This is a genomic window from Stenomitos rutilans (assembly GCF_059505485.1).
In genome coordinates, this window is record NZ_JCACKR010000033.1 from 22,095 (window position 1) to 43,868 (window position 21,774).

General features: G+C 51.5%; 25 protein-coding genes. 11 read left to right on the plus strand and 14 right to left on the minus strand.

Translation table 11 applies throughout. The features are described 5' to 3' along the window. The first annotated feature begins 113 nt into the window (after positions 1-113). The 7 genes from AC5JLP_RS05085 (at position 114) to proB (ending at position 7,522) form a co-directional block, all read left to right on the plus strand. Positions 114-1,319, plus strand: coding sequence for a F420-0:Gamma-glutamyl ligase (locus AC5JLP_RS05085; RefSeq protein WP_496066829.1), 1,206 nt, complete (start codon positions 114-116; stop codon positions 1,317-1,319). A 250-nt stretch (positions 1,320-1,569) separates the two neighbouring features. Continuing rightward, positions 1,570-2,910 carry a GNAT family N-acetyltransferase gene (locus tag AC5JLP_RS05090; RefSeq protein ID WP_496066830.1) on the plus strand — a complete coding sequence of 447 codons (1,341 nt, stop codon included), beginning with the start codon at positions 1,570-1,572 and terminating at the stop codon, positions 2,908-2,910. A 21-nt stretch (positions 2,911-2,931) separates the two neighbouring features. Continuing rightward, positions 2,932-3,423 carry a Holliday junction resolvase RuvX gene (gene ruvX, locus AC5JLP_RS05095; protein WP_496066831.1) on the plus strand — a complete coding sequence of 164 codons (492 nt, stop codon included), beginning with the start codon at positions 2,932-2,934 and terminating at the stop codon, positions 3,421-3,423. 60 nt (positions 3,424-3,483) lie between these two features. Then, positions 3,484-4,044 (plus strand): DUF3727 domain-containing protein, encoded by a 561-nt coding sequence (locus tag AC5JLP_RS05100; protein ID WP_496066832.1) that lies wholly within the window; start codon positions 3,484-3,486, stop codon positions 4,042-4,044. A 130-nt stretch (positions 4,045-4,174) separates the two neighbouring features. Next, positions 4,175-5,263, plus strand: a complete 1,089-nt coding sequence (mltG, locus tag AC5JLP_RS05105; protein ID WP_496066833.1) for an endolytic transglycosylase MltG — start codon at positions 4,175-4,177, stop codon at positions 5,261-5,263. Positions 5,264-5,418: 155 nt separating this feature from the next. Further along, positions 5,419-5,940: a YqeG family HAD IIIA-type phosphatase gene (locus AC5JLP_RS05110; protein WP_496066834.1), complete on the plus strand. Its 522-nt coding sequence runs from the start codon at positions 5,419-5,421 to the stop codon at positions 5,938-5,940. Positions 5,941-6,409: 469 nt separating this feature from the next. Beyond that, a complete protein-coding gene (gene proB / locus AC5JLP_RS05115; protein WP_496066835.1) occupies positions 6,410-7,522 on the plus strand; it encodes a glutamate 5-kinase in 1,113 nt (370 codons plus the stop codon). Between the two features lie 114 nt (positions 7,523-7,636). Here the strand turns inward: proB and AC5JLP_RS05120 are convergent, their stop codons facing one another. Then, entirely contained in the window at positions 7,637-8,419 is a 783-nt protein-coding gene (locus AC5JLP_RS05120) for a response regulator transcription factor (protein ID WP_496066836.1), read from the minus strand. 458 nt (positions 8,420-8,877) lie between these two features. On the opposite strand from AC5JLP_RS05120, the gene AC5JLP_RS05125 reads away from it, so the two are divergent. Further along, a complete protein-coding gene (locus AC5JLP_RS05125; RefSeq protein ID WP_496066837.1) occupies positions 8,878-9,120 on the plus strand; it encodes a DUF6761 family protein in 243 nt (80 codons plus the stop codon). A 191-nt stretch (positions 9,121-9,311) separates the two neighbouring features. Here AC5JLP_RS05125 and AC5JLP_RS05130 read toward each other — a convergent pair whose 3' ends face one another. Then, positions 9,312-9,758, minus strand: a complete 447-nt coding sequence (locus tag AC5JLP_RS05130; RefSeq protein ID WP_496066838.1) for an HIT family protein — start codon at positions 9,756-9,758, stop codon at positions 9,312-9,314. A 146-nt stretch (positions 9,759-9,904) separates the two neighbouring features. Between AC5JLP_RS05130 and asnS the strand changes: the two genes are divergently transcribed. Both asnS and AC5JLP_RS05140 read left to right on the plus strand, forming a co-directional pair. Further along, positions 9,905-11,302: an asparagine--tRNA ligase gene (gene asnS, locus AC5JLP_RS05135; RefSeq protein WP_496066839.1), complete on the plus strand. Its 1,398-nt coding sequence runs from the start codon at positions 9,905-9,907 to the stop codon at positions 11,300-11,302. Positions 11,303-11,357: 55 nt separating this feature from the next. Further along, positions 11,358-11,813, plus strand: coding sequence for a DUF29 domain-containing protein (locus AC5JLP_RS05140; protein WP_496066840.1), 456 nt, complete (start codon positions 11,358-11,360; stop codon positions 11,811-11,813). Between the two features lie 16 nt (positions 11,814-11,829). On the opposite strand, the gene AC5JLP_RS05145 is transcribed toward AC5JLP_RS05140, so the two are convergent. The 6 genes from AC5JLP_RS05145 to AC5JLP_RS05170 form a co-directional block, all read right to left on the minus strand. Continuing rightward, entirely contained in the window at positions 11,830-12,063 is a 234-nt protein-coding gene (locus tag AC5JLP_RS05145) for a type II toxin-antitoxin system RelE/ParE family toxin (RefSeq protein WP_496066841.1), read from the minus strand. A gap of 46 nt (positions 12,064-12,109) precedes the next feature. Then, the gene (locus AC5JLP_RS05150) at positions 12,110-12,340 is read right to left on the minus strand and encodes a hypothetical protein (protein ID WP_496066842.1); all 231 of its coding nucleotides are present in this window, start codon (positions 12,338-12,340) and stop codon (positions 12,110-12,112) included. A 12-nt stretch (positions 12,341-12,352) separates the two neighbouring features. Next, entirely contained in the window at positions 12,353-12,628 is a 276-nt protein-coding gene (locus AC5JLP_RS05155; protein ID WP_496066843.1) for a UBP-type zinc finger domain-containing protein, read from the minus strand. Positions 12,629-12,695: 67 nt separating this feature from the next. Then, positions 12,696-14,366: a glycoside hydrolase family 3 N-terminal domain-containing protein gene (locus AC5JLP_RS05160; RefSeq protein WP_496066844.1), complete on the minus strand. Its 1,671-nt coding sequence runs from the start codon at positions 14,364-14,366 to the stop codon at positions 12,696-12,698. 80 nt (positions 14,367-14,446) lie between these two features. Further along, entirely contained in the window at positions 14,447-14,854 is a 408-nt protein-coding gene (rbfA, locus tag AC5JLP_RS05165) for a 30S ribosome-binding factor RbfA (RefSeq protein WP_496066845.1), read from the minus strand. 95 nt (positions 14,855-14,949) lie between these two features. Then, positions 14,950-15,153: a DUF751 family protein gene (locus AC5JLP_RS05170; protein ID WP_496066846.1), complete on the minus strand. Its 204-nt coding sequence runs from the start codon at positions 15,151-15,153 to the stop codon at positions 14,950-14,952. 268 nt (positions 15,154-15,421) lie between these two features. On the opposite strand from AC5JLP_RS05170, the gene AC5JLP_RS05175 reads away from it, so the two are divergent. Further along, a complete protein-coding gene (locus AC5JLP_RS05175; protein ID WP_496066847.1) occupies positions 15,422-16,249 on the plus strand; it encodes a DNA adenine methylase in 828 nt (275 codons plus the stop codon). Positions 16,250-16,461: 212 nt separating this feature from the next. Here AC5JLP_RS05175 and mnmE read toward each other — a convergent pair whose 3' ends face one another. The 6 genes from mnmE to AC5JLP_RS05205 all read right to left on the minus strand — a co-directional run bounded on the left by mnmE (position 16,462) and on the right by AC5JLP_RS05205 (position 21,242). Beyond that, positions 16,462-17,844: a tRNA uridine-5-carboxymethylaminomethyl(34) synthesis GTPase MnmE gene (gene mnmE / locus AC5JLP_RS05180; RefSeq protein ID WP_496066848.1), complete on the minus strand. Its 1,383-nt coding sequence runs from the start codon at positions 17,842-17,844 to the stop codon at positions 16,462-16,464. 253 nt (positions 17,845-18,097) lie between these two features. Continuing rightward, a complete protein-coding gene (locus AC5JLP_RS05185; protein WP_496066849.1) occupies positions 18,098-19,111 on the minus strand; it encodes a type I glyceraldehyde-3-phosphate dehydrogenase in 1,014 nt (337 codons plus the stop codon). Positions 19,112-19,320: 209 nt separating this feature from the next. Continuing rightward, positions 19,321-19,998 carry a nicotinate (nicotinamide) nucleotide adenylyltransferase gene (nadD, locus tag AC5JLP_RS05190; protein WP_496066850.1) on the minus strand — a complete coding sequence of 226 codons (678 nt, stop codon included), beginning with the start codon at positions 19,996-19,998 and terminating at the stop codon, positions 19,321-19,323. 139 nt (positions 19,999-20,137) lie between these two features. Continuing rightward, positions 20,138-20,533 (minus strand): transposase, encoded by a 396-nt coding sequence (locus tag AC5JLP_RS05195; protein WP_496066851.1) that lies wholly within the window; start codon positions 20,531-20,533, stop codon positions 20,138-20,140. Continuing rightward, positions 20,443-20,991: a winged helix-turn-helix domain-containing protein gene (locus tag AC5JLP_RS05200; protein ID WP_496066852.1), complete on the minus strand. Its 549-nt coding sequence runs from the start codon at positions 20,989-20,991 to the stop codon at positions 20,443-20,445. Before AC5JLP_RS05200 ends, AC5JLP_RS05195 begins: the two co-directional genes overlap by 91 nt. Continuing rightward, the gene (locus tag AC5JLP_RS05205; RefSeq protein ID WP_496066853.1) at positions 20,988-21,242 is read right to left on the minus strand and encodes a helix-turn-helix domain-containing protein; all 255 of its coding nucleotides are present in this window, start codon (positions 21,240-21,242) and stop codon (positions 20,988-20,990) included. The genes AC5JLP_RS05200 and AC5JLP_RS05205 overlap by 4 nt, the downstream gene beginning before the upstream one ends. Positions 21,243-21,774 lie beyond the last annotated feature (532 nt).

Genomic DNA, 21,774 nt, shown 5'->3' on the forward strand with positions numbered 1-21,774 from the left:
ACTCCTTTCTTCTGTCTTTTGCCCCCTGCCTCCTTTCTTCTGCCTTCTTCTTGCTGCAAAACTTCCAACTCCTACTAGACTTTTTAACAGAGTGATTAGGCGAAAAAACGTTTGTGGGGATTCTTGGGAGCATTGCGATCGCGGTCATTGGTATCGTACTTCTGTTGCTGCTAGCGCTGGAAGTGCAATATCGCCGCCGACCGGGCAATAAGCTGGAGCTAACGGCTGGGCACTGGCAGCTAGAGGTCTACGAACCGCAGCGCTATTTACTAGTAGGCGAACTGGAGTTTCGTAACCTGACTCAGCGGCTAGAAGTCATGGTGCCGGAAATTTGGGTAGACGTAAAGCTGCTGTCGATCGCTGGCCTCAATGGCATGACAACCAGCACACAGGTTATTCCTCGCTACAAGGATGCAGAGCCAAGGGCTGACGGCTACTGGGAAGGCCACATCGTCAAGCGTGACCCCTCTCCGATCGAAATTCAGGTCGAAATTCAAGGGCAAGACCTGAGCGCTTTGAGAGTCGCCTGGATTCGCATCCATTTTTTTAGCTACGGGCCACAGGGACGGCTACCCAGGGTGCGTCATGTCATTGTGCCATTAACCTTTCCCAGCCCCGAAGATTCTAAAAACTGGCGACCCGCGACCAATGCGGATGTGCTGCCCATTCGCACTCACCTGCTAACGCATCTCGATAACCCATTGGCAGTCGTGCAGCGTTACGTGGTGCCAAATGCCCAACCTGGCGATGTTGTGACGATCGGGGAGACGCCGCTAGCCGTGATGCAGGGCCGTTTCCGCCATCCCAGTGAGATCAAGCCAGGATGGGTGGCACGGCGGTTGTGCTACCTCTTTTTACCCACCTCCAGTTTGGCAACCGCTTGTGGCTTGCAAACCCTGGTTGATTTAGTCGGCCCTGTGCGCGTGCTGGTTGCCTTTGCGGTCGGCGCGATCGCCAAAGTACTGGGCAAACCGGGTGTCTTTTACCAGCTAGCCGGAGAACAGGCGCGCCTCATTGACGATGTAACAGGCACTATCCCGCCCTATGACCAGTTCATTGTCCTGGGGCCAGCAGACCCGCAGCAAGTGGTGGATCAAATCAAGCGTGAAACGGGCCTTTCGGCTGCGATCGTCGATGTCAACGACCTGAGAGCCGTGAAAATATTGGCGGCTTCTCCAGACGTAACCACATCGTTTCTCAAGCAAGCCCTGATCAAAAACCCAGCCGGAAACGCCAGCGAACAAACCCCTGTCGTGTTGATTCGCCCTGTCAAAACCTCAGAAACGCCAGCGACAGCAACGGTTCAAGGCAGGAGGTAAAAGGCTAGAGAAGTTATTAGTGATTAGTTGTTGGTTTTTAGAAACCCGCTGAGGGTTGGTAGCTGTTCAACTCAAAACTTCTCCGCTGACCGCTGATAGCTGGCCTGTAGCGTTGTCTGCAATTTCAGCCTGTGTACGTTAGAAAACCCGGTTTAGTGTATAAACCCTTTAGAATATGAAGTGAGCCAGAATGTAAATTGAGCCTTCCGGTTCTCGACGTTGCGCGCGGCTGGTTGCAGCCATACCCACGATGACCCAAGTTCTACCTCAGACGACTCCAATTGTGATTCGATCGATCCAGTATCGTGATCTGGAAACGGTCGAACGTCTTTGTGAGGCAGATGTCGATCGCGATCGTGAGCACGGCACCACCAACGTCGAAAAACCAGCCAAAGCATTATTGTTTAAACCCTTGCATGGGTTGAAAAAAGCGTTGAGCCTGGTTTGGGCACCATCACAGCAGACCTTCGGTGCGTACTTGGCAGACCAGGACAACCAACTGCGCGGCATGATTCGGATTGCGCCCTTCAACCGCACTCGCAGTACGTGGCGCGTCGATCGCGTTGCTGTCGTGCCGAGCGCTGAACCGACCATTGAATCGCTTACAGAAGAAACCCCCGAACCATCGAAAGCACCACCAAAGCTGAGCCTTGCCACCGTTGGTTCCCAGCTTCTAAGACACTGCTTTGAAAAGATTTGGGAAGCACGTACCTGGCTGTTGGAAGTCGATGTTAATGACACGGCTCTGCTGGCGCTGTATCGGCAGAATGGTTTTCAGCCGCTGGCGCAAATGACCTACTGGGTGCTTGCGCCAGAGCAACTGCAAGATATTGCTGAGCGCGAACCCGACCTGCCCAACCTTCTACCTATCAGTAATGCGGATGCCCAATTGCTGTATCAGCTAGATACAGCCGCTATGCCTCCCCTGGTACGGCAAGTCTTCGATCGTCACGTTTTAGATTTCAAAACGAGCCTGTTTAGCTCACTGATGGGTGGAGTCAAAAATTGGTTTAGCCATGCGGAAGCCGTCAGTGGATACGTCTTTGAGCCTCAGCGGAAAGCCGCGATCGGCTACTTTCAAATTCGCCTTTGTCGCGACGGCTCACAGCCACACCAGGCACAGCTTACGGTTCACCCTGCCTACACCTGGCTCTACCCTGAACTGATGTCTCAAATGGCGCGTATCACCCAAGAAGTGCCACCCCAAAGCGTAGAGCTGGCTTCCTCTGACTACCAACCAGAGCGCGAAGAATATCTGGAGCGGGTTGGAGCAAGTCGAGTCGCTCATACACTGATGATGTCGCGATCGGTGTGGCACAAGCTGCGAGAATCGAAACTGCCAATGGCGCTTGACTCGCTCCAGCTTTCTGAAGTGCTGCAAGGGTTTAAACCGGCCCGTAAGCCTGTGCCGGGGCGCATTTCGCTCCTACGTACCTGGAATCAATCCACCACCGATCCAAAGGCAGATGTGAGTATGCCCCCTCATCAGGCCAGCAACACAGATGACTCGGTACGGAGCAACAATCCATTACTAAATTTGCCCACACCAGCCGAATTTTCTGACCCACCTCAGGAAGGGCCTTGCTGTTAGGTGCCAGAGGAGGCACAGAGGATGCAAATCTCTGCGTTGGGCTTAGACGTTGGCAAAAAACGGATTGGAGTGGCAGGGTGCGATCGAACAGGGCTGATTGCGACTGGCTTAACGACGATCGAGCGCCTGTCCTTTCATCATGTGGTGAGCCAGCTCCAGGCATTAGTCGCTGAGCGCGATGTCACCATTTTGGTGGTAGGTTTGCCGTATACCATGAGCGGCACGATCGGCACCCAAGCGCGACACGTGCAGAAATTTGCTCAGGCCATGTCAACCGCACTTCATTTACCACTGGAATACGTTGACGAACGCCTTACCTCTTTTCAAGCAGAACAGTTGCTTCACGCACAAAAGATTTCGCCTTCTCGCCATAAAGGACTTATCGATCGCAAAGCTGCGTCACTCATTCTGCAACAATGGTTGGATGAGCGCCGCCTCAAGGCACCTTACACTCAACCATCTCTCACGCCCGACGCGGCTGATTCCGAAGCCCTGGATTCTACCGTCTTCTGAGTCACGGGCAGAGGTGGGTAGATTGCCTGCAAAATGATCGATTTTAGTGGAGAGTCCGGAATGGATGAAGAGGATCTTGAGATGGATGTAGAAACCGTCACCCTGACGGACACTGCCGGACGGACGATTAACTGCACCATTGAGCATGCTCTAGAAGTAGAAGGGCAAGAGTATGTGCTGTTGCTGCCAGTGAACTCGCCTGTCGAAATCATTGCCTGGCAGGAAGATGGTGATGAGGAAGAAGCGGTCCCAGTCGAAGACGATGAAGACATTGATGTCCTCTTTCCCGTCGCCAAAGTGGTTCTAGAAGAGCAAAACCTGGTGCTGAAGCGCACGGCTGTAACCCTGACAGTTGAAGGCGAACTCCCCGATCTCACCGAGGAAGACGACCTGGCTGGTCTGGAATCTGACACAGAGGGCGAAGAAGAGGAACTGCAATTCTTAGCAAGTTTCTACTACGAAGAGCAGGAGTTTGGCATTTACGCGCCACTTGACCCATTTTTCATTCTGGCGCGGGTTGATGCAGACAACCAACCGCAGCTACTCTCGCCCGAAGAGTTGGAAAAAATTGAGCCGCTGCTGCCCATGATTGAAGACCAGTTGCTTGACCAGTTTGAGTAAGAACACGCGGGTAAAGCTGCTGTTAGAGCTTGGTTGTTAGTTGTTAAAATGTCATGCTGCTAAAAGCCGACAGCAACAGCTAACAACTGCTTTTTTTGACCGTTCGATCGGATTCAGCCTGCAATAGAGCATGAAAGCAAAACACAGCATAGTAAGGGGTGCCATCGTTCTGCTGCTACTGGCAGCGATCGGTGCTGCTGGTTGGCGTAGTTGGGCCTGGTGGACAGCCGCGAATGCCGCACCGATCGCCGCAGGCAACCCCACCAAAAAAGTCAAACTACGAGTACCACAGGGCACGTCTGCCCAGGAGATTGGCAGAGATTTGCAGGCTCTGGGTGTCATTCGTTCAGCCACCGCATGGGATTTCTGGGCACGCTGGTTGATGCTGCACGAACCGCAGGGTGGTTTCAAAGCGGGTGTGTACCAACTGTCCCAGACAGAACCACTCACAACCGTTGCCGCCAAAATCTGGTCAGGAGATGTCGTTCGTTTGAGCTATACCATTCCAGAGGGGTGGTCGCTACGGCAAATGGCAGCTTATTTTGAGGAACAGGGTTTTTTCTCAGCGCAAGATTTCCTGGCAGCCGCGAAAACCTTTCCTACAACTCAATATGCCTGGCTGCCCACCCATGCTTCACCCGGAGAGCGGTCTTTAGAAGGCTATCTTTATCCTGATACTTACGACGTGTCGGGGGCACCTGTACAGCCTGAAGTCGTGCTCAAGCAAATGCTCGATCGCTTTGAGCAAGTAGCACTCCCACTTTATCAAAAGGAACGAGGACAAACCGCCCTGACCTTTGCCCAATGGGTTACACTCGCCAGCATCGTCGAGAAAGAAGCCGTGATCGCCAGCGAACGCCCTCGCATTGCAGGAGTCTTTCTCAATCGACTCCGCAAAAAAATTCCTCTTGGCGCAGACCCAACCGTGGAATATGGGTTGGGCATTCAGCAAACACCCGATCAACCACTGACTCTCGCTCAAGTCCGAACGCCTTCTGCCTACAATACCTATCTCAACACGGGTTTACCGCCCACCCCGATCGCCAGCCCTGGTTTAGCCAGCTTCAAAGCAGCGCTTAACCCAGAAACCACTGCGTTTCTCTACTTCGTTGCGCGGTACGATGGTACTCATGTCTTCAGCCGCACTCTGGCAGAACACCAGGCGGCACAAGTAGAAATTCAGGATAAGCGCAAAGCTACCAAGCCCAGCAAAACTTAACGAAAAACCAATTGAATGAACCGATGCAGGGTAATCTAACCAAATAGGATCGTGCATTGATTGAAAGCGGGTGCTGATTTGACCATCCATTTCTGCTGGTAGCAAGCAGACTCCTCACTGCTTCTACCTCCTTATGATCTTTATTCCGACTGCTTATGTCTTGGAGCGAACTTCTCCAACCTGACCTTATCCTGCGTGGGCCCATCTTGAAGCTAACTCCCGAAGTGCTGCAACAGCATCAGCTTAAGGGGCTAGTGCTGGATGTTGATGAAACACTCGTGCCAATTCGCATGTCTGAAGTATCGGCAGAACTGTTGCCTTGGGTGAACGAAATTCGCCAAGTCGCAACACTGTGGCTCGTCAGCAACAACATCAGCGAAGGGCGTATTCAGCGGATTGCTAAGACGTTAGACCTCCCTTACATTGCGGGGGCTGGCAAGCCGTCTCGCCGTAAGCTAAGACGTGCCGTTGATGCGATGGCGTTACCTGTAGAGCAGGTAGCAATGGTGGGCGATCGTCTGTTCACAGATGTGTTGGCTGGAAATCGTCTAGGTATGTTTACCATTCTGGTTGAGGCAATGGTGAATCCCGACGAGGCCGTCAAGCGGTCTCCCATACATTCGTTTGAGGTCTGGCTCTCCCAAGCTCTGGGAGCATCCCTTATTCCTGATAAGTGATCCCCAAGCGGAAGCATGCCTTGCTCCCATCAAACATCTACCGCATAGAAGAATCTTAAGAAAAGTTTAAGCCAGTCAGGGATCAACGAAAACAGGCGCTAAATTGATGATTATAGTACTGGAGTCAGCTTACATAAAGACTCTAACGATGAATGCCAGTGAATACATGTGTGAAGCGCCAAGCCTTGCTAATAAAGGTTTTGGCGCTTCGCCATTTTAAAGCGATCGCGGTTATGCTGCCTGTAAACTGCCTGATTCTGATAGCAATCACGGGTGAAGGATGCCATTTCCCATCCCCCTTCACAAGTCCACACGTTATACCAATTGAAACAATCATAGTGATAGATCTTTGCCCTGAATCGATCCCCTTCAGTTCCCCTTATGAAAGGGGATGCTGGAGGTAGGGAAATCTTATGTATCGCATTGACAAAGCAAATCGGCATCACTTGCTCACAAAAGGTGATCACGAATGCCCCAAACACTGGTAGTCAAAATCGGCACGTCTAGCTTGACGCAGCCTGAGACAGGACTTTTGGCCCTAGCGACGATCGCCAGCCTGGTAGAAGTGTTAAGCAGCTTGAGACGGCAAGGGCATCGGGTCGTTCTGGTTTCTTCCGGTGCGGTCGGGGTTGGTTGTGCTCGCCTTGGGCTGACGGAGCGTCCCCGCGACATTGCTCTTAAGCAAGCTGTAGCGGCTGTGGGACAGGGGCGTTTAATTCGCACCTACGATGACTTTTTTACCTCATTGCAGCAGCCGATCGCCCAAGTCTTGCTGACTCGCAGCGATTTGGTGCAGCGCAACAGCTACCTCAACGTCGAACGCACCTTTCAGCAATTGCTCCAACTTGGAGTTGTCCCCATCGTCAACGAAAATGACACCGTAGCCGTAGACGAACTCAAGTTTGGTGACAACGACACCTTATCGGCACTCGTTGCCAATCTGGTGCGTGCTGACTGGCTCTTCCTACTCACCGATGTTGATCGCCTCTATTCCACCGATCCACGCCGCGATCCCAAGGCAGAACCGATCACACACATTAGCCGCATGGATCAGCTTAAGGAACTGCAAATTAACCTGGAGCATCGCGGGTCTCGTTGGGGTACAGGCGGCATGGTGACAAAAATCGCCGCTGCCCAAATCGCGACAGGTGCGGGTGTACGAACGGTGATTACGGAAGGGCGATTCCCCAAAAATTTGGAAAAGATTCTGCAAGGTGACGCGATCGGCACTCAGTTTGAACCACAGCCACGACCTGCAAATGCCCGCAAACGCTGGATTGCGCATGGCTTAGTCCCCTCTGGCAAACTCTATTTAGATGGCGGTGCCGTCAAAGCAATTCTGAAAGCTGGACGATCGCTCCTCGCGGCTGGCATTATTCAGGTAGAGGGTGAATTTCAAAGCCAGGAAGCCGTACTGCTGTGCGATCGCGATGGTAAAGAAGTTGCCAGAGGCATCGTCAACTATCGTAGTAGCGAACTCCAGCAGATCAAAGGGCATCAATCGGACGCGATCGCCGCTATTCTAGGCTACCCCGGTGCAGAAACCGTAGTGCATCGAGATAATTTAGTGCTGAGTGGATAGAAGGCAGAGGGCAGAAGGAGCAAGGGGTGCAGGGGAAGCACGGGGGGTTAATCTTTCATCTTTTAGCCCTCACCCCTCATCCTTTAGCCTTCATTCGTCATCCTTAATCCCTCTCTAACTCCTCCCTCTCTCTCCTACCATCATCCTTGCCGACGGTCGCGCCAGCGATTTGCGATGCTGTGGGTAATCGGTGGGCTGTGCCGCTACAGATGTAAGAAACTCCAAGTTAAACCGATAGCCCACGTTGCGAACGGTTTGAATTAAGCTGGGTTGCCGAGGATCGGTTTCAATTTTTTTACGAAGGGATAAAACGTGAGTATCCACAGTGCGAGGATTGTCGATCGCATCGGGCCACGCTCGTCGTAATAATTCTAGGCGGCTCAAAGGCATGCCCCCCGCCTGAGCTAAGACGTAGAGCAAGCTAAACTCCTGGGGCGTCAAATCAACCAGATCGCCCTTAAAGCGCACTCGACGATGAACGAGATCAATCTTGAGGTCGCCATAATCCAGCGATGCAGGTGGCGCAGGCGATTTACTGCGTCGGGTCAACGCTTCTACGCGGGCGAGAAATTCCTGCATCCCAAAGGGCTTCGTGAGGTAATCGTCGGCTCCTGCCCGTAAGCCTTCCACAATGTCTGTTTCAGAGCTGCGAGCAGACAGCATCAAGATGAGTGACTGCTGCTGTTGTTGCAGCCAACGGCAAAATTCAATGCCATTGCCATCGGGAAGCTCTGAGTCCAGAATGACTAGCGTCGGCTGACGATGCTGAAACACATCCCTCGCTTGATGCAGGTCAGCCGTTTGGTGTACCCAATACCCTGCCTGCTGCAAATGCCATCCCAGGAGCGATCGCAGATGCGGATTTGCTTCGACAATTTGAATACAAAAAGCTCCCACGGAGGCTGCATTCCTCAAAGATTGTGATTATAAACCTATCAGAGCCTTTGAACTGGGTTTGTAATCGGTGCTACCCCTACCAATTCAGCCTTTCGAGGAACCCTCTTTTTAACGCCCTGCGCAATTGAACATCATGCCGCTTGTACGCTCACGCTTTAGAAACGCGAGTTTTGGACAGGCTAGATGCGTCTCAAAATGGCGATCACATTGCCCTCAACCTCAAGCGGTGTTGCAAACCGATTGCAGTTCAGCAGAAATGTTTTGCGCATTTTTACGCATTACAGCCTGAGAAAGAGCAAGAACTTTAGCCATTAAAGTTAAAATAAGAAACAGATAGCAGTTTCGTTTAGCACGGGTGTTGAAACGGTCGGGCTCATTGTTGCCCTCTGTTGCAGCACCCTCAAGTAGTCTTCCCGCTTCTAGTCTTAACTGTTAACTTCATCACACGAACGCCACCTATGTTGCAGGACACTCTCACTATCCGCTACTACCAGAAGCTCACCGACGCGGTTGTTGAACTCTGGAATCGAGGCTATCGTTTTGACGACCTGCGCCTCTATGTGGATGGCTACCTGGCGGCCCTTAGACACTCCAACACGCTTGAGCCGTATCTAATTCATCGCCTTGAAGAAGAAATTGTCCGATTTCTCTACGACCCTTCTAACTTTGAAAAGACCCAAACAGAACTGGATTACCGCTAGAACGTAAGTGGTTTACAGCTAGATGAAGTACACACGGAGGTCTTGAAGCCTTCACTTCTTTTCACTTCTAACTCTTGCATGCTGCTGTCAGAGATCGCGCCACCCCGCTCATGGCAACACTGTATTGTCCGGTGCCTCACCTGGAAGCTCTGTGTCGTTTCAGCTATCTTACTAGTCCGCTACCACTGACATCACAAACGTCGCTGCACGGCTTTGCTAATCGCCTCCATCAACGGACGATCGCGCGCCTCATCAAACCGAACGGACTGTCGATACGCTGGCTCATATAGTTGTGGCAACGAGCTGCGGTACGGCTCAGGCTCCGTCAAATATCGAGGAAATACATGGGCGTGGAGGGCTGGTTCCAGATTGCCCAAAATTTGGTAGTTGATGCGGTAGGCGTCTGTAACCTTCAGCAGTGCATCGCCTAAGACGGTCATATCGTGCAAAAACTGCGATCGCCCCGGCTCATCCAGCGCATTCAAATCTGGCATCACCGGATCTGGCAGCAGCAGCGAGTAACCGCGCAAAAACTGCACATCCCCTAAAACCAGCCAACCCGACGGCACACGACCAATCACCGTTGGATTAGTGCCTGCGCGTGCCGCCTCAACGCGACGATGAATCAGTGTAGACATGGTTCAACCCATTGTTGCAATTTGCCTGAACATCGGTTGGCTCAAGCCGCGATCGCCCTAGCCTTTAAGATCATCCAACCTTGGTGAAGCACTTTGCTACACTCAAGTTCAGCGCTCTAAACCCCACTCCCTACTCCCTCTCTTTTATGCCTACGACTCGACGCATTGTAGATCTCCTCCGCCACGGACAGCGCAACGAAGCTGTGACTATCAAAGGCTGGGTGCGTACCAAGCGAGAGCAAAAAGAATTCAGCTTTGTTGAAGTCAATGATGGTTCCTCCTTAGCGGGGCTTCAGGTCGTTGTCAATCAGGACACGCCAGGGTACGTAGAAACGATGAAGCGGCTTAGCACGGGTGCATCGGTAGAAATTGCGGGTGTGTTAGTAGAGTCACCCGCTAAGGGACAGCGCGTAGAACTCAAAGCGGACTCGATCGCAGTTTACGGAGAAGCCGATCCAGAAACCTATCCCTTACAAAAGAAACGGCATTCATTTGAATTTTTGCGCGATATTGGGCATTTGCGATCGCGTACCAACACCCTCAGCGCCGTATTTCGCGTCCGTAACGCCGCTTCAACTGCAATTCACCAATTCTTTCAGGAAAGAGGCTTTCTGTGGGTACATACCCCCATTATTAGTGCTAGCGACTGCGAAGGGGCAGGCGAAATGTTCACCGTGACAGGCTTTGACCTGAAGCAAGTGCCCCTGACGGACGACAAAAAAGCCGTTGACTTCAGCCAGGACTTTTTTGGTAAACATGCCTACCTGACTGTGAGCGGACAGCTCGAAGCCGAAATCATGGCGATGGCGTTCAGCAACGTCTACACGTTTGGGCCGACGTTTCGCGCCGAAAACTCCAACACCTCTCGTCACCTGGCAGAGTTCTGGATGGTCGAGCCAGAGATAGCGTTTTGCGATTTAGACGGAGACATGGATCTGGCAGAAGCCTTCCTCAAGCACATCTTTCAATACGTGCTGGAAACCTGCCCCGAAGATATGGAGTTCTTCAACCAGCGGATCGACAACTCCGTGCTGGCAACTGCCGATAACATCATCAACAACGAGTTTGCCCGCGTGACCTATACCGAGGCGATCGCGCTTCTCGAAAAAGCCAGCAAGACCTTTGAATACCCGGTCGAATGGGGTTTGGATCTCCAATCGGAACACGAACGCTATCTAGCTGAGGAGCATTTTAAGAAGCCGACGATCGTCACCGACTATCCCGCCAAAATCAAAGCCTTCTACATGCGGCTAAACGACGACGAAAACACCGTGCGCGCAATGGACATCCTTGCGCCTAAAATCGGCGAAATCATCGGCGGTTCTCAACGGGAAGAGCGGTTAGACGTACTGGAACGCCGCATTCAAGAGCAGGGATTGGATCTCGCAGAGTACTGGTGGTATCTGGATCTCCGTCGCTACGGCACCGTACCTCACGCAGGCTTTGGTTTGGGCTTCGAGCGTCTCGTGCAGTTCCTCACGGGCATGGGCAACATCCGCGACGTGATTCCCTTTCCCCGCGCTCCGCTGGATGTGGAGTTTTAAGATCGAAACAAGCAGTTTTCCATTCGCTGAACTGGAACATTGAGAGGAAACCGCTATGACAACAGAACTAGAAGAGCGCCGCAAGAATCTTTATGAAACAGATTTCGTAAAGTGGATTGAAACGACAGCCGAACAGTTGAAAACGCAGGACTACACCAATGTTGATTGGGAAAATCTGATTGATGAAATTGAAGCGATGGGACGCAGTGAACGTAGAAGTCTAACGAGTAATTTGGTCGTTGTACTTCTGCATTTGCTCAAATGGCAGTATCAACCAGAACGCCGGATCGGTAGCTGGAAAGGCAGTATCGTTGAGCACCGCCAGCGCATTCAGAATGAACTGAAAGATTCTCCCAGCTTAAAACCGTATCTAGAGCAGATTTTTGCTGAGTGTTACATCAATGCAGTTGAACGAGCGATCGCCGAAACCGATCTCCCTGCCGAAACCTTCCCGCGATCGTGCCTTTACTCCATTTCAGCAACGCTAGATTCTCACTATCTACCAATTTGACGGAAACACCGAAAGCTCAATAAATCTCATCGTGTGTTCCGATATCAAGCAGAATAATGGCTTCACTCCCAGTCTCTTTATCTTTCTCAATTAAAAACACGACTCTACAGTCATAGCCACAGGAGCAAGCAAGTAACCCTTGTAATTGACCTTCTAGTTTATGTGTCCCTAAATTTGGTGCAAACACTTCTTGCTGCATCTGCAACAGTGTCCCTTCGATGCGTTGTTGGAGCTGTTGATCTCGTTTCACAAACTTGCGGAAGGCCGCTTAAACTTTGGGGTCAGGACAAGCGCTCTCATTCCTCGTCTGGGTCTTCTAGCGACTGCTGTAATTCTTTTATAATCGTTTCTACAGGTTGCGGTTGTAATTTACCTGCATGGAAAGCGGCGATCGATTCCTGTGCATCTTTTGCGATCGCTTCGCGGCGACGTTCAATATGTCGCTTACGCACAATTTCTACCAGCATCTCTTGCTGCTCTACAGGAAGCTGCATAACAGTATCGAGTGCAGAGTCAAGCGTTGTCATATCAACCGCCTATTAATAATTCTTGGCTTTTTGATCGACGAAACACCAGAGCCACTGTTCGCCCATTTCGGCTGAACTAATCACAGGATGGCCTGTTTCTTTATGATGATGGCTTGCGTGTTGATTGGGAGAAGAATCACAGCACAGCATTTTGCCGCATTCCTGACAAATCCGCAGATGCACCCACCGACTATTGGTTTTAACGCACTCTTCGCAGCGAAAGACGGGATAGTTAGCTTTCGGGATGATCGTTTCCGTTGTCAGTGTGTTTAAGTGTTCGCAGGGCATAGGGTTGTGAGTAATTAGTGGTTGGGTTGCAGTGGCTATCTGAGAGTCAGGATTCAGGAGTTAGAAGTCAGTGATTGGGGTCGTGTGGCGATCGATTTAAGAACTCTAGCGCGATCGCCTGCGCTTGCGGCATTTGTCCGTAGGTAAACATATAGGGCACGTCTGCTGGTAGCTTTGGCAAAAACTGATCCAGCACGTAAGGGCTACCGTAGAGGACAAGTGCCAGTAGTTGGTCTGTCTCGACTAAGTAGTGAAACCAGTCAATCGCGGTTTGGGTCAATCCCGCACTACCGCGAAAGGGGTTGCCACGAATGAACAGTTGTAATAGCGTTGGTTGCCAGTTTCCATTAAACTCTAGCGCGTTCGGATCAAGCGCGATCGCGGGCGTGTGGCGATCAACCAGTTGCACCTGATAGCCCAAGGTTTGGGGCAGGGCGATCGCGGGACACTGCCTTCCTAAGCCTTCGCACGCCAACACATCATCCACAATCACCAGATTGCGCCGTTGCTGTGACCATCGTGCTTGAGTCAACCGTGAGTTCTCAGGACAGTGGATCTGCATTGAATCGCGCAGCAGATTGTCCACAAGAACGTGCGTCTGGGGTTGCGCTAACTGCGCCGTTAGGGTTGGAGCTTCAACGCCGATCGCAGGTCGTGTTTCCCAATCGTGAGAGGTGCTGCCATCCTCGACAACCGCACAAACTTTATATTTCGCCCGCCAAATGCGTTCTACTGAGGACTGAATGCGATCGGCGGCAAGCCGTCCCGATTCTACTGCCTCACAGACGGTTTGAATCGCACCCTCTGGATCGAGTGGCATCAGCAAAATGTCTGCCCCTGCTTCGACAGCTAACACCGCTGCTTCGTTGGCCCCGTAACGGTTGGCGATGGCTCCCATCACTAGGGCATCTGTGACGATTAAACCGTCGAAGTCTAAGCCCTGCCGTAACTCCTGCGTTAAAATCCGAGACGATAACGTTGCTGGAGCGGTTGGATCAAGGGCTGGAATTTGCAGATGGGCACTCATGACTGCATCCACACCCGCCGCGATCGCCGCCTTGAAGGGAGGGATTTCGACCTGAGCCAGCCGTTCCAACGAGTGGGGTAAGACGGGCAACTCCAAGTGCGAATCAACAGCGGTGTCGCCATGCCCCGGAAAGTGTTTAGCAGCCGTCAGTACAGGATATTGCTGTGCGCCATGCAAGAAGGCCGTGATAAGTTGGCTGGCCAGTGCCGACGTTTCGCCAAACGCCCGCACATTGATGACGGGATTGTCAGGATTGTTGTTCACATCCACGATCGGGGCCAGCACCCAATTTAGCCCGATCGCGCGGGCTTCCTGTGCGGTGGTGCGTCCCAACTGTTCAGCGTAGTGTTCGGCGCGATCGGGTGAGGTTTGTGCAACGGCAGCCAGGGCCATCGGCGGTGGAAACCAGGTTGCGCCTGCAAAGCGCTGTCCAACCCCTTCTTCTACATCGGCTGCAATCAACAAAGGGATTTTTGCCCAGGACTGTAGCTGGTGTGTGCGAAGCGCCAATTCCCCCGCACTGCCGCCCAGCAAGATCACTCCGCCTACACCTAGATCTTGAATCCAGCGCTGAAGTTTTGCAGCGGTTGGTTCCCACACAGGATATTGAATCTGATGGTCAAACAGATAGCCTGAAGCCCGCACAACAACCATTTGCGCCACTTGCTGTTGCAGCGACAGTGCTTCGATGTGAGGTAAGAGAGATCTCATAGGAATCGCAGTGAAGGATGAAGGGGCGAATTAACCGTTTGTAGGGACGTGACATGTCACGTCCCTACAGACGAATGGCTCTACTCCACTTCTGCCTGGTTTCCATCAAACTCACCTGTCTGTTCCGTCTTCTCCCGTTCTTGACTGAGGCGATTAAGTAGCGAAAGCACTTTGTCACCACGCTCTAGAGAACTATCTTCTAGAAAAACAACTTCAGGGGTACGACGCAGGCGAATCCGTTGACCAAGTTCGCTACGCACAAAGCCCGTTGCTGACTTTAACCCTGCCATCGTTTCAGCTTTGGCTTCGCTCGATCCATAAATGCTGACGAAAATCTTGGCATGCTGCAAATCGCCTGCCACTTGCACATCCGTGACGCTGACCATGCCTGAGCCGACTCGATCGTCCTTAATGCCGGAAAGCAGCATCTGACCGACCTCGCGTTTGATCAATTCAGCAACGCGTTCAACTCGCCGACTCGTAGCCATAACAAACCTACCTTCTAATATGTACGCGGCTTGACGAACTTGTGGAGCATGGCAATGCGTGATCGCCTGACTGTCGATCACAGTCACACCGCGAATCAAGCCACCTCAAGTCCCAACATGGCACGTAAGGTCAAGCCGATGAAAACCAGGCTGGCAATGAAAAAACTAATGAGCGCGATCGCCGTAACTGGGTTCTTCAACAGCGGGGCAAGCGGCTTGAGCGCATTCAGCAAAACACCCAACACCACACCTGTGATGAAGATCGGATACTTAGAAACGGTATTCCAAAAATTCTGCATGACTTGAAGGAGAACGGCATACCGTTCGTGGATTCACAGTAAACGTGCTGCTCCTATATTTTACTGGACTTTCGACGTTACTGGACTTTCGACCAAGGACTTTGGGATGAAGTCAGGAGGCATATGTATTCTAACTTCTGACTTTTCAAACGTGTCACGTATCGCTTTTGAAAAACAAATCGGTATTACTTTAGAAGCCAAACGATTGCATTCAGTGTACCAGGCGGAAACTTGCGTCCACTTGAAGAATCACCTCTATGATAGGTGCATGCAAACTCGACTTCCGCTAAGGCTGCATCCCCGTCCGTTTTTAAAGTGGGCTGGCGGCAAAGGTCAACTGATTCAACAATACATTCCTCACTTTCCTAAACAGTTTTCGACGTACTACGAGCCGTTTTTAGGAGGGGGTGCGGTTTTTTTTCACCTCTTGCCGTCACGATCGCGGCTCATGGATATTAATCCAGAGTTGGTGAATGTTTATTGTTGCGTCAGAGATCACGTTGAGTCATTAATTGCTTGCTTGAATGACCATCGCGATCGCCATTGTGCAGACTATTACTATCAGGTTCGAGCTAGCATGCATGAGTCTGCTGTGGAACGAGCAGCACGCTTAATCTACCTGAATAAAACCTGTTTTAACGGGCTTTACCGTGAGAATTCTAAAGGGTTATTCAACGTACCCATTGGTCGGTACAAAAATCCAACGATTTGCGATGTTGAGTTACTGTATGCCACTTCAGCCGCTCTGCGATCGACGTACATTGAGCTAAATTCCTTTGAGGCAGTACTGCAAGAAGCCAACAGCAGCCAGGATTTTGTTTATCTTGACCCACCGTATCATCCTATCAGCGCCACCAGTAAGTTCACCGCTTACAACCGCTACGCCTTTACCGAAGCTGATCAAATTCGGCTGCGTGATACATTTGTCAAACTAGCAGAGCGTGGTGTAAACGTGATGCTCTCTAACTCTGACTGCCCGTTCGTGCGTGACCTGTATCAAGACTTTACGATTTATACGATCGTGGCTTCTAGAGCAATAAACTCTAATGCAGAAAAACGCGGGAAAATTACAGAAGTATTAGTCACCTCCTATTAGTAGGAGTTACCGCTCTGAGCTGATTGAGTCATGGCCGATTCACAACCGTGCCTCAACTCCTCTAAACTGCAAGCAGGGCAGCGCGGCCTTGCCGAAGCAAACAAGAACAACATTCTCTGTCCGAGTAAACACTGGGCCGTTAAAGAATGAGGCTCAAAGAGAGGCTTCAGGGAAAATATGCATTGACCTTAACTTGCAATGGTCAATTATGGTTACTTGCCGATGCAAAAACGGCTGAAGATGCGATCGAGAACGGATTCGGTCACGTCTTCGCCAAGCAATTCGCCGAGTGCTTGAATGGCACTGCGGAGATCGATTGTCCAGAAGTCGAGGGGGAGCCGATCGGCGATCGTTCTCTGCACCTGCTCTAGCGCTGCTTTCGCTCGTGTCAGAGCCGCCGCCTGCCGTTGATTAATGGCGATATCAAGGTTAGCGGCTCGAAGGGTGCCCCGTTGAACCGTTTCTAAAATCGCGGTTTCTAGGGCATCAATGCCTTGATTGAGAGCGGCGGCAGTGGGAACGGTGGGGAGTGGGGAGTGGGGAGTGGGGAGTGGGGAAGCGGAGGGAGGCTGAACCAAATCGATTTTGTTGATCACCAGGATCAGGGGCCGATCGCGTACTTGTTCGTGGATAGCTTGATCGGCCTCTGTCCAGCCTGCTTGTGCATCGATCGTCAGCAGCACCAGATCGGCATTTTGGGCCGCAAGGCGCGATCGCTCTACGCCAATTTTCTCTACTCGATCGTTGGTATCACGGATGCCTGCGGTATCCAGCACCTGAATGGGAATGCCACCAACCACCAACTGCGATTCCACTACGTCACGAGTGGTGCCGGGAAGTTCGGTCACAATCGCGCGATCACTACGGCTCCAGGCATTGAGCAGGCTGGATTTGCCCACATTGGGACGACCCACGATCGCCACCTTTAGCCCAGTACGCAGGAGTGCTCCGCGATCAGCAGTTGCCAAAATGTGCGTCACGTCTGCTAGAAGTTGCTCCAGTTGCGTTTGGATGTGCGCTTCATTCAGTGGTGGCAAATCTTCCTCAAAGTCAATGCGTGCCTCAACCTCTGCCAGAAGATCCAGACAGGTAGCGCGAAGGTGCCGGATCGGATGAGCCAGCTTGCCTTGGAGTCCAGCCAACGCCGTCTGAGCCGCTTGGGGCGATCGTGCACCCACCAGATCGTTAATACTTTCTACCTGTGTGAGATCCAGTCGCCCATTTAAAAACGCTCTGAGCGTGAACTCGCCTGGTTCTGCCAGTCGTGCCCCTTGCTCCAGACAAAGCTGTAACACTTGCTGCACGGGCATCATGCCACCGTGGCAGTGAAACTCCACCACATCTTCGCAAGTATACGATCGTGGAGCCAGCATGAGCAGTAAAAGCACTTCATCCACGACCCGATACGTCTTGGGATGCTGTACATAGCCATACAGAATGTGATGGCTTTCCCACACCTGTTGACCGGGCGCGTGAAAGAGTGCGCGGGCGATCGCGACTGCCTCAGTTCCCGATAGACGCACAATGCCAACGCTGCCCTGAGCAGGCACAATGGCGGTTGCAATCGCGGCGATCGTCGTACCTGACGTGGACATATAGCAGAAGGCAAAAGTTAAAAAGTAAAAGGCAGAGACTAGAAGGTAAAGGTAGAAGTCGAAAGGCAAAAGGCAGGGGGCAAAGACAAAAATAACACCCAAACAGATTCACCGCTGACTTCAGCCTGAATGTTCAGAGTGAAATCAACGGTGAACCTGCTTATGACTACGCAACCGCATGCTCGTATGTCCACATCAGGTGCAATCACGAACAGCGAGGGAGTGATCTCAGAAATGAACGTACTGCTTGAATCTAAGCGACCCACTTCTCAGCCACTAACTCGGCGAGGTCTACAACGCGCTGGCTGTAGCCCCATTCGTTGTCGTACCAAGCGACCACTTTCACCAAATCGCCGCCCATCACCATCGTCAGAGCCGCGTCAATAATAGAAGACTCATCTGTACCAGCGTGATCGCTCGAAACAAGGGGCAAATCGCAATACTTCAAGATGCCTTTGAGTGAGTTTTCGGAGGCATCTTTCAGTACTTCGTTTACCTGTTCGGCAAACGTTGTTTTCTCGACTTGTACCACGAGATCGACGATCGACACATTTGGGGTGGGAACACGTAACGCAATCCCATTCAGCTTGCCAGCCAACGCAGGCAGCACCATTGCAACCGCTTTGGCCGCTCCGGTGGAGGTCGGCACAATGTTCATGGCCGCCGCTCTTGCCCGACGCAAATCACGGTGGCTAGCATCCAGCAGGCGTTGATCGCCCGTATAGCTATGGGTAGTAGTCATCACACCCTTGATGATGCCGAATTGCTCGTTCAGCACCTTCGCGATCGGTGCGAGGCAATTGGTCGTGCAGCTTGCGTTGCTGATCACCCAATGGTTTTCGTGGGTGTAATCATGCTGGTTCACACCCACGACAAAGGTGCCATCGTCGCCTTTTCCAGGAGCGGTAATCAAAACTTTTTTAGCGCCCGCTTTGATGTGCTTTGAGGCACCTTCCTTGCTAACAAACACACCAGTGGATTCAATGATGAGGTCAATGTCCCAATCTTTCCAGGGCAAGTTTTCGGGATTACGATCGGATGTACATTTGATCGTGTGACCATTCACAGTGATGGTATTTTCATCCGCACTGATGTCAGCATTAAACGTGCCCAACATCGTGTCGTATCTCAGCAGGTGCGCGTTGGTTTTGGGGTCAGAGGTGTCGTTGATGGCAACTACTTCTATTTGGCTGTTGGCGCGAGTTAACCAGCACCGCATGAAATTGCGTCCGATACGTCCGAATCCGTTAATCGCTACTCTAATCACTGCGTCTTGCCCTCTGTCTATTAAAGAGATTCTTGGTAGTCAAATTGATCATAAGACTCTAGGGATACGAGTGCAATAACTCGCTCTACTGTCATCGCGTCTTGAAGCTACCGCCTGCCAACGATCGCGTCGCTGGCAAGATTTCTGACTTTAGCGCTCGATGTGAACTTACATTGCTATTTGTATCTTTGAAGCCTTGAGTAGGTATTTTAGCTCATTTGGTACAAGTTTTGTCGTGTAATATAGCAACGCACAGATTCAGGCACCAAATAGCGAATCGAGTGCCCCTCCTGGCAGCGTTGCCGAATCAGTGTCGAAGAGATGCCAAGCAACGGTAGCTGTAATCGATGCCAGTGTAATTGGGAGGAAAAAGACAGGGGAGGCTGCGAGGCTTGACACAGCGCGATCGACTGCTCAGAACTGGTGCCATCTCTGCTTAATCGGTCTCGTCCCAAGTCATCTTCCTGCTGGTCAATGTCGTTTAGTTCGCTTCGCGGTGCGACCAGCCAGGTGCATTGCGCCATTAAAGACTCGCTGGCATACCATTTGGGCAGGCTTTGAAACGCATCATTACCCATAATCCAGTACCAGTGGGCTTCTGGTTCCAGTGCTTGCAAGGTATTGAGTGTTGCGCTTGCATACGAAAGCCCCTGCCGTTGCCCCTCGATCGCAGATACCGTAAAAGCGGGTTGATCAGCGATCGCACGCTGCACCATTTCTAGACGATGGTCAAAGGCAAGCAATGCTTGGGCCTTATGAGGTGAGCGAAACGTCGGTACCCAGATCACACGATCGAGCTGGAATTGATCGATCGCGGTTTCGGCAATCAACAGATGGCCCCAATGAACTGGGTTAAAGGTACCACCAAAAACGGCAATCTTAGGCATCTGAACCGTGTTTACGTACCATCCTTTCACACAACGACTCATTGACTATGCTTTACCCAGTCATGAAAGATGGTTTATCACGACGTATCCTCTCAAGCAACCACGCTGTAAAACCAACACATCAGTTGGTAAACCTCGTCTAACTCGAAACCCGTAGTTTTTCTTCATCGGGGTCAAGGTGATTCTTCACCCATAGGCGGTCAGCAAGAACAAGGGACTTGGCATTAATCTCCTGCTGAAATTGCTCGACTCGTTGCTTCAACTCGGCTTGATTGGCATAGCAAGCATGATAGGTCACATCCTCGCGGAGCCATTGCCAAAGATGCTCAACTGGCATAAAGTCCGGGCTATAGGCAGGTAAAGGCTCGATAGCCACATCGAGCATAGCGGCAGCAATTTGAACGGTTTGAGCACGATGATAGGATGCGCCATCCCAAATCAACTTCAAAGGACGCTCAGGAAACTCGACCCGTAATTGCTTGAGGACATCAATGGTATTGAATTGGTCTGCCTTGTCATACGCAAACACACGCACTTGTCCCAAGTTGTATAGGTAGACTCCGTAGAACGAGACTTGGCACGCCCAGGCGAACTGGAACTGACCCAAAACCGCTGACCTCGAATTGACCAACCATACCCGGCATCGGTGTCGAGATGGATGTGAGCTTCGTCGATGTAAACCAGCAAGCACCGTTGATGGAGAGCCTCATCGAGCAGTCCCTGAAGCCGTTCGAGAAAGGCAGCACGCTTGTGGGGGTTGCCTTTGTTCAATAACTTATGGGCTTTCTTCCAAGAAAAGCCCAACCGCCGCATCACTTTGCGTAAGGTGTCCCGGCAGCAATCGATGCCAAATTGCTGCTTCACCCAGACTAGTAAGCGCTTTAACGTCCATCGTGGCAGGGTAGGAGCTTGACGTTCTTGAGGTGGGGTTGCCGCCAGGACTAATGCCTGACGAATGGTGTCATCGAGTTGTTGCTCGACATCAGGAGTCAAAGGGGGGGATGTCCGCCAGTCCGGTGATACACCAGAGACTCCAACCCCCCTTGATTGTATCGATGCACCCAGTCCATGATGGTTTGAGGATTACGCCCAGTTTGCCAACCGATTTGCGTCGCACTTTTGCCCTGACTGATCTCATAGAGGGCTAAAACTCGTTCTCGTGTCCGAGCATGATGCGCGCTGAAAGCTTGTTCCCGCAATCTTTCAGGGCTGTGCTGCCACCGTTCCAGATTCACTTTCAACATTTTGATCTGCCCGACCGCTTTAACCTTCCAACTCAGCTTACCGTCTCAGTGTCAAAAACTCCAGTTCTCAAGATGGACGAGGTTTAGCATCTTATATATCAACATTATCTCTACAAGGTTCAGTTGATACACTGTGGTTCAAGCGTCGGTTGGTGACTTTTGTTGCAGCGATCGGGAATGCATCACATTGGGCTTGTAGTTAACTCAAGAGGAACACCCACAGTTCTCCCCAGCCAAGTGCAGAGCGGCTTATAAAATCGGAGTGCTGGTCAGACATCGTCTTGACTACAGCGGCCCTAGAAGTGCGGTATAAAACTGCAACATGGGTATGAAGCCTGATTCATGCAGGTCTTTTGCGAGTACAATCACAGGCATTCAATCACAGGCATTGAAGCTGATTGTTTGCTCCAAAACATGGCCTGAGCTGACGTGGCAATTGGGGAGAAAGGCTTACGCATCAACATTCCCTCTTCACTGTTAAGCCGTGAGATTTATAAGAAAGCTGTATCCCGAAAAGATAATCCTTGATATG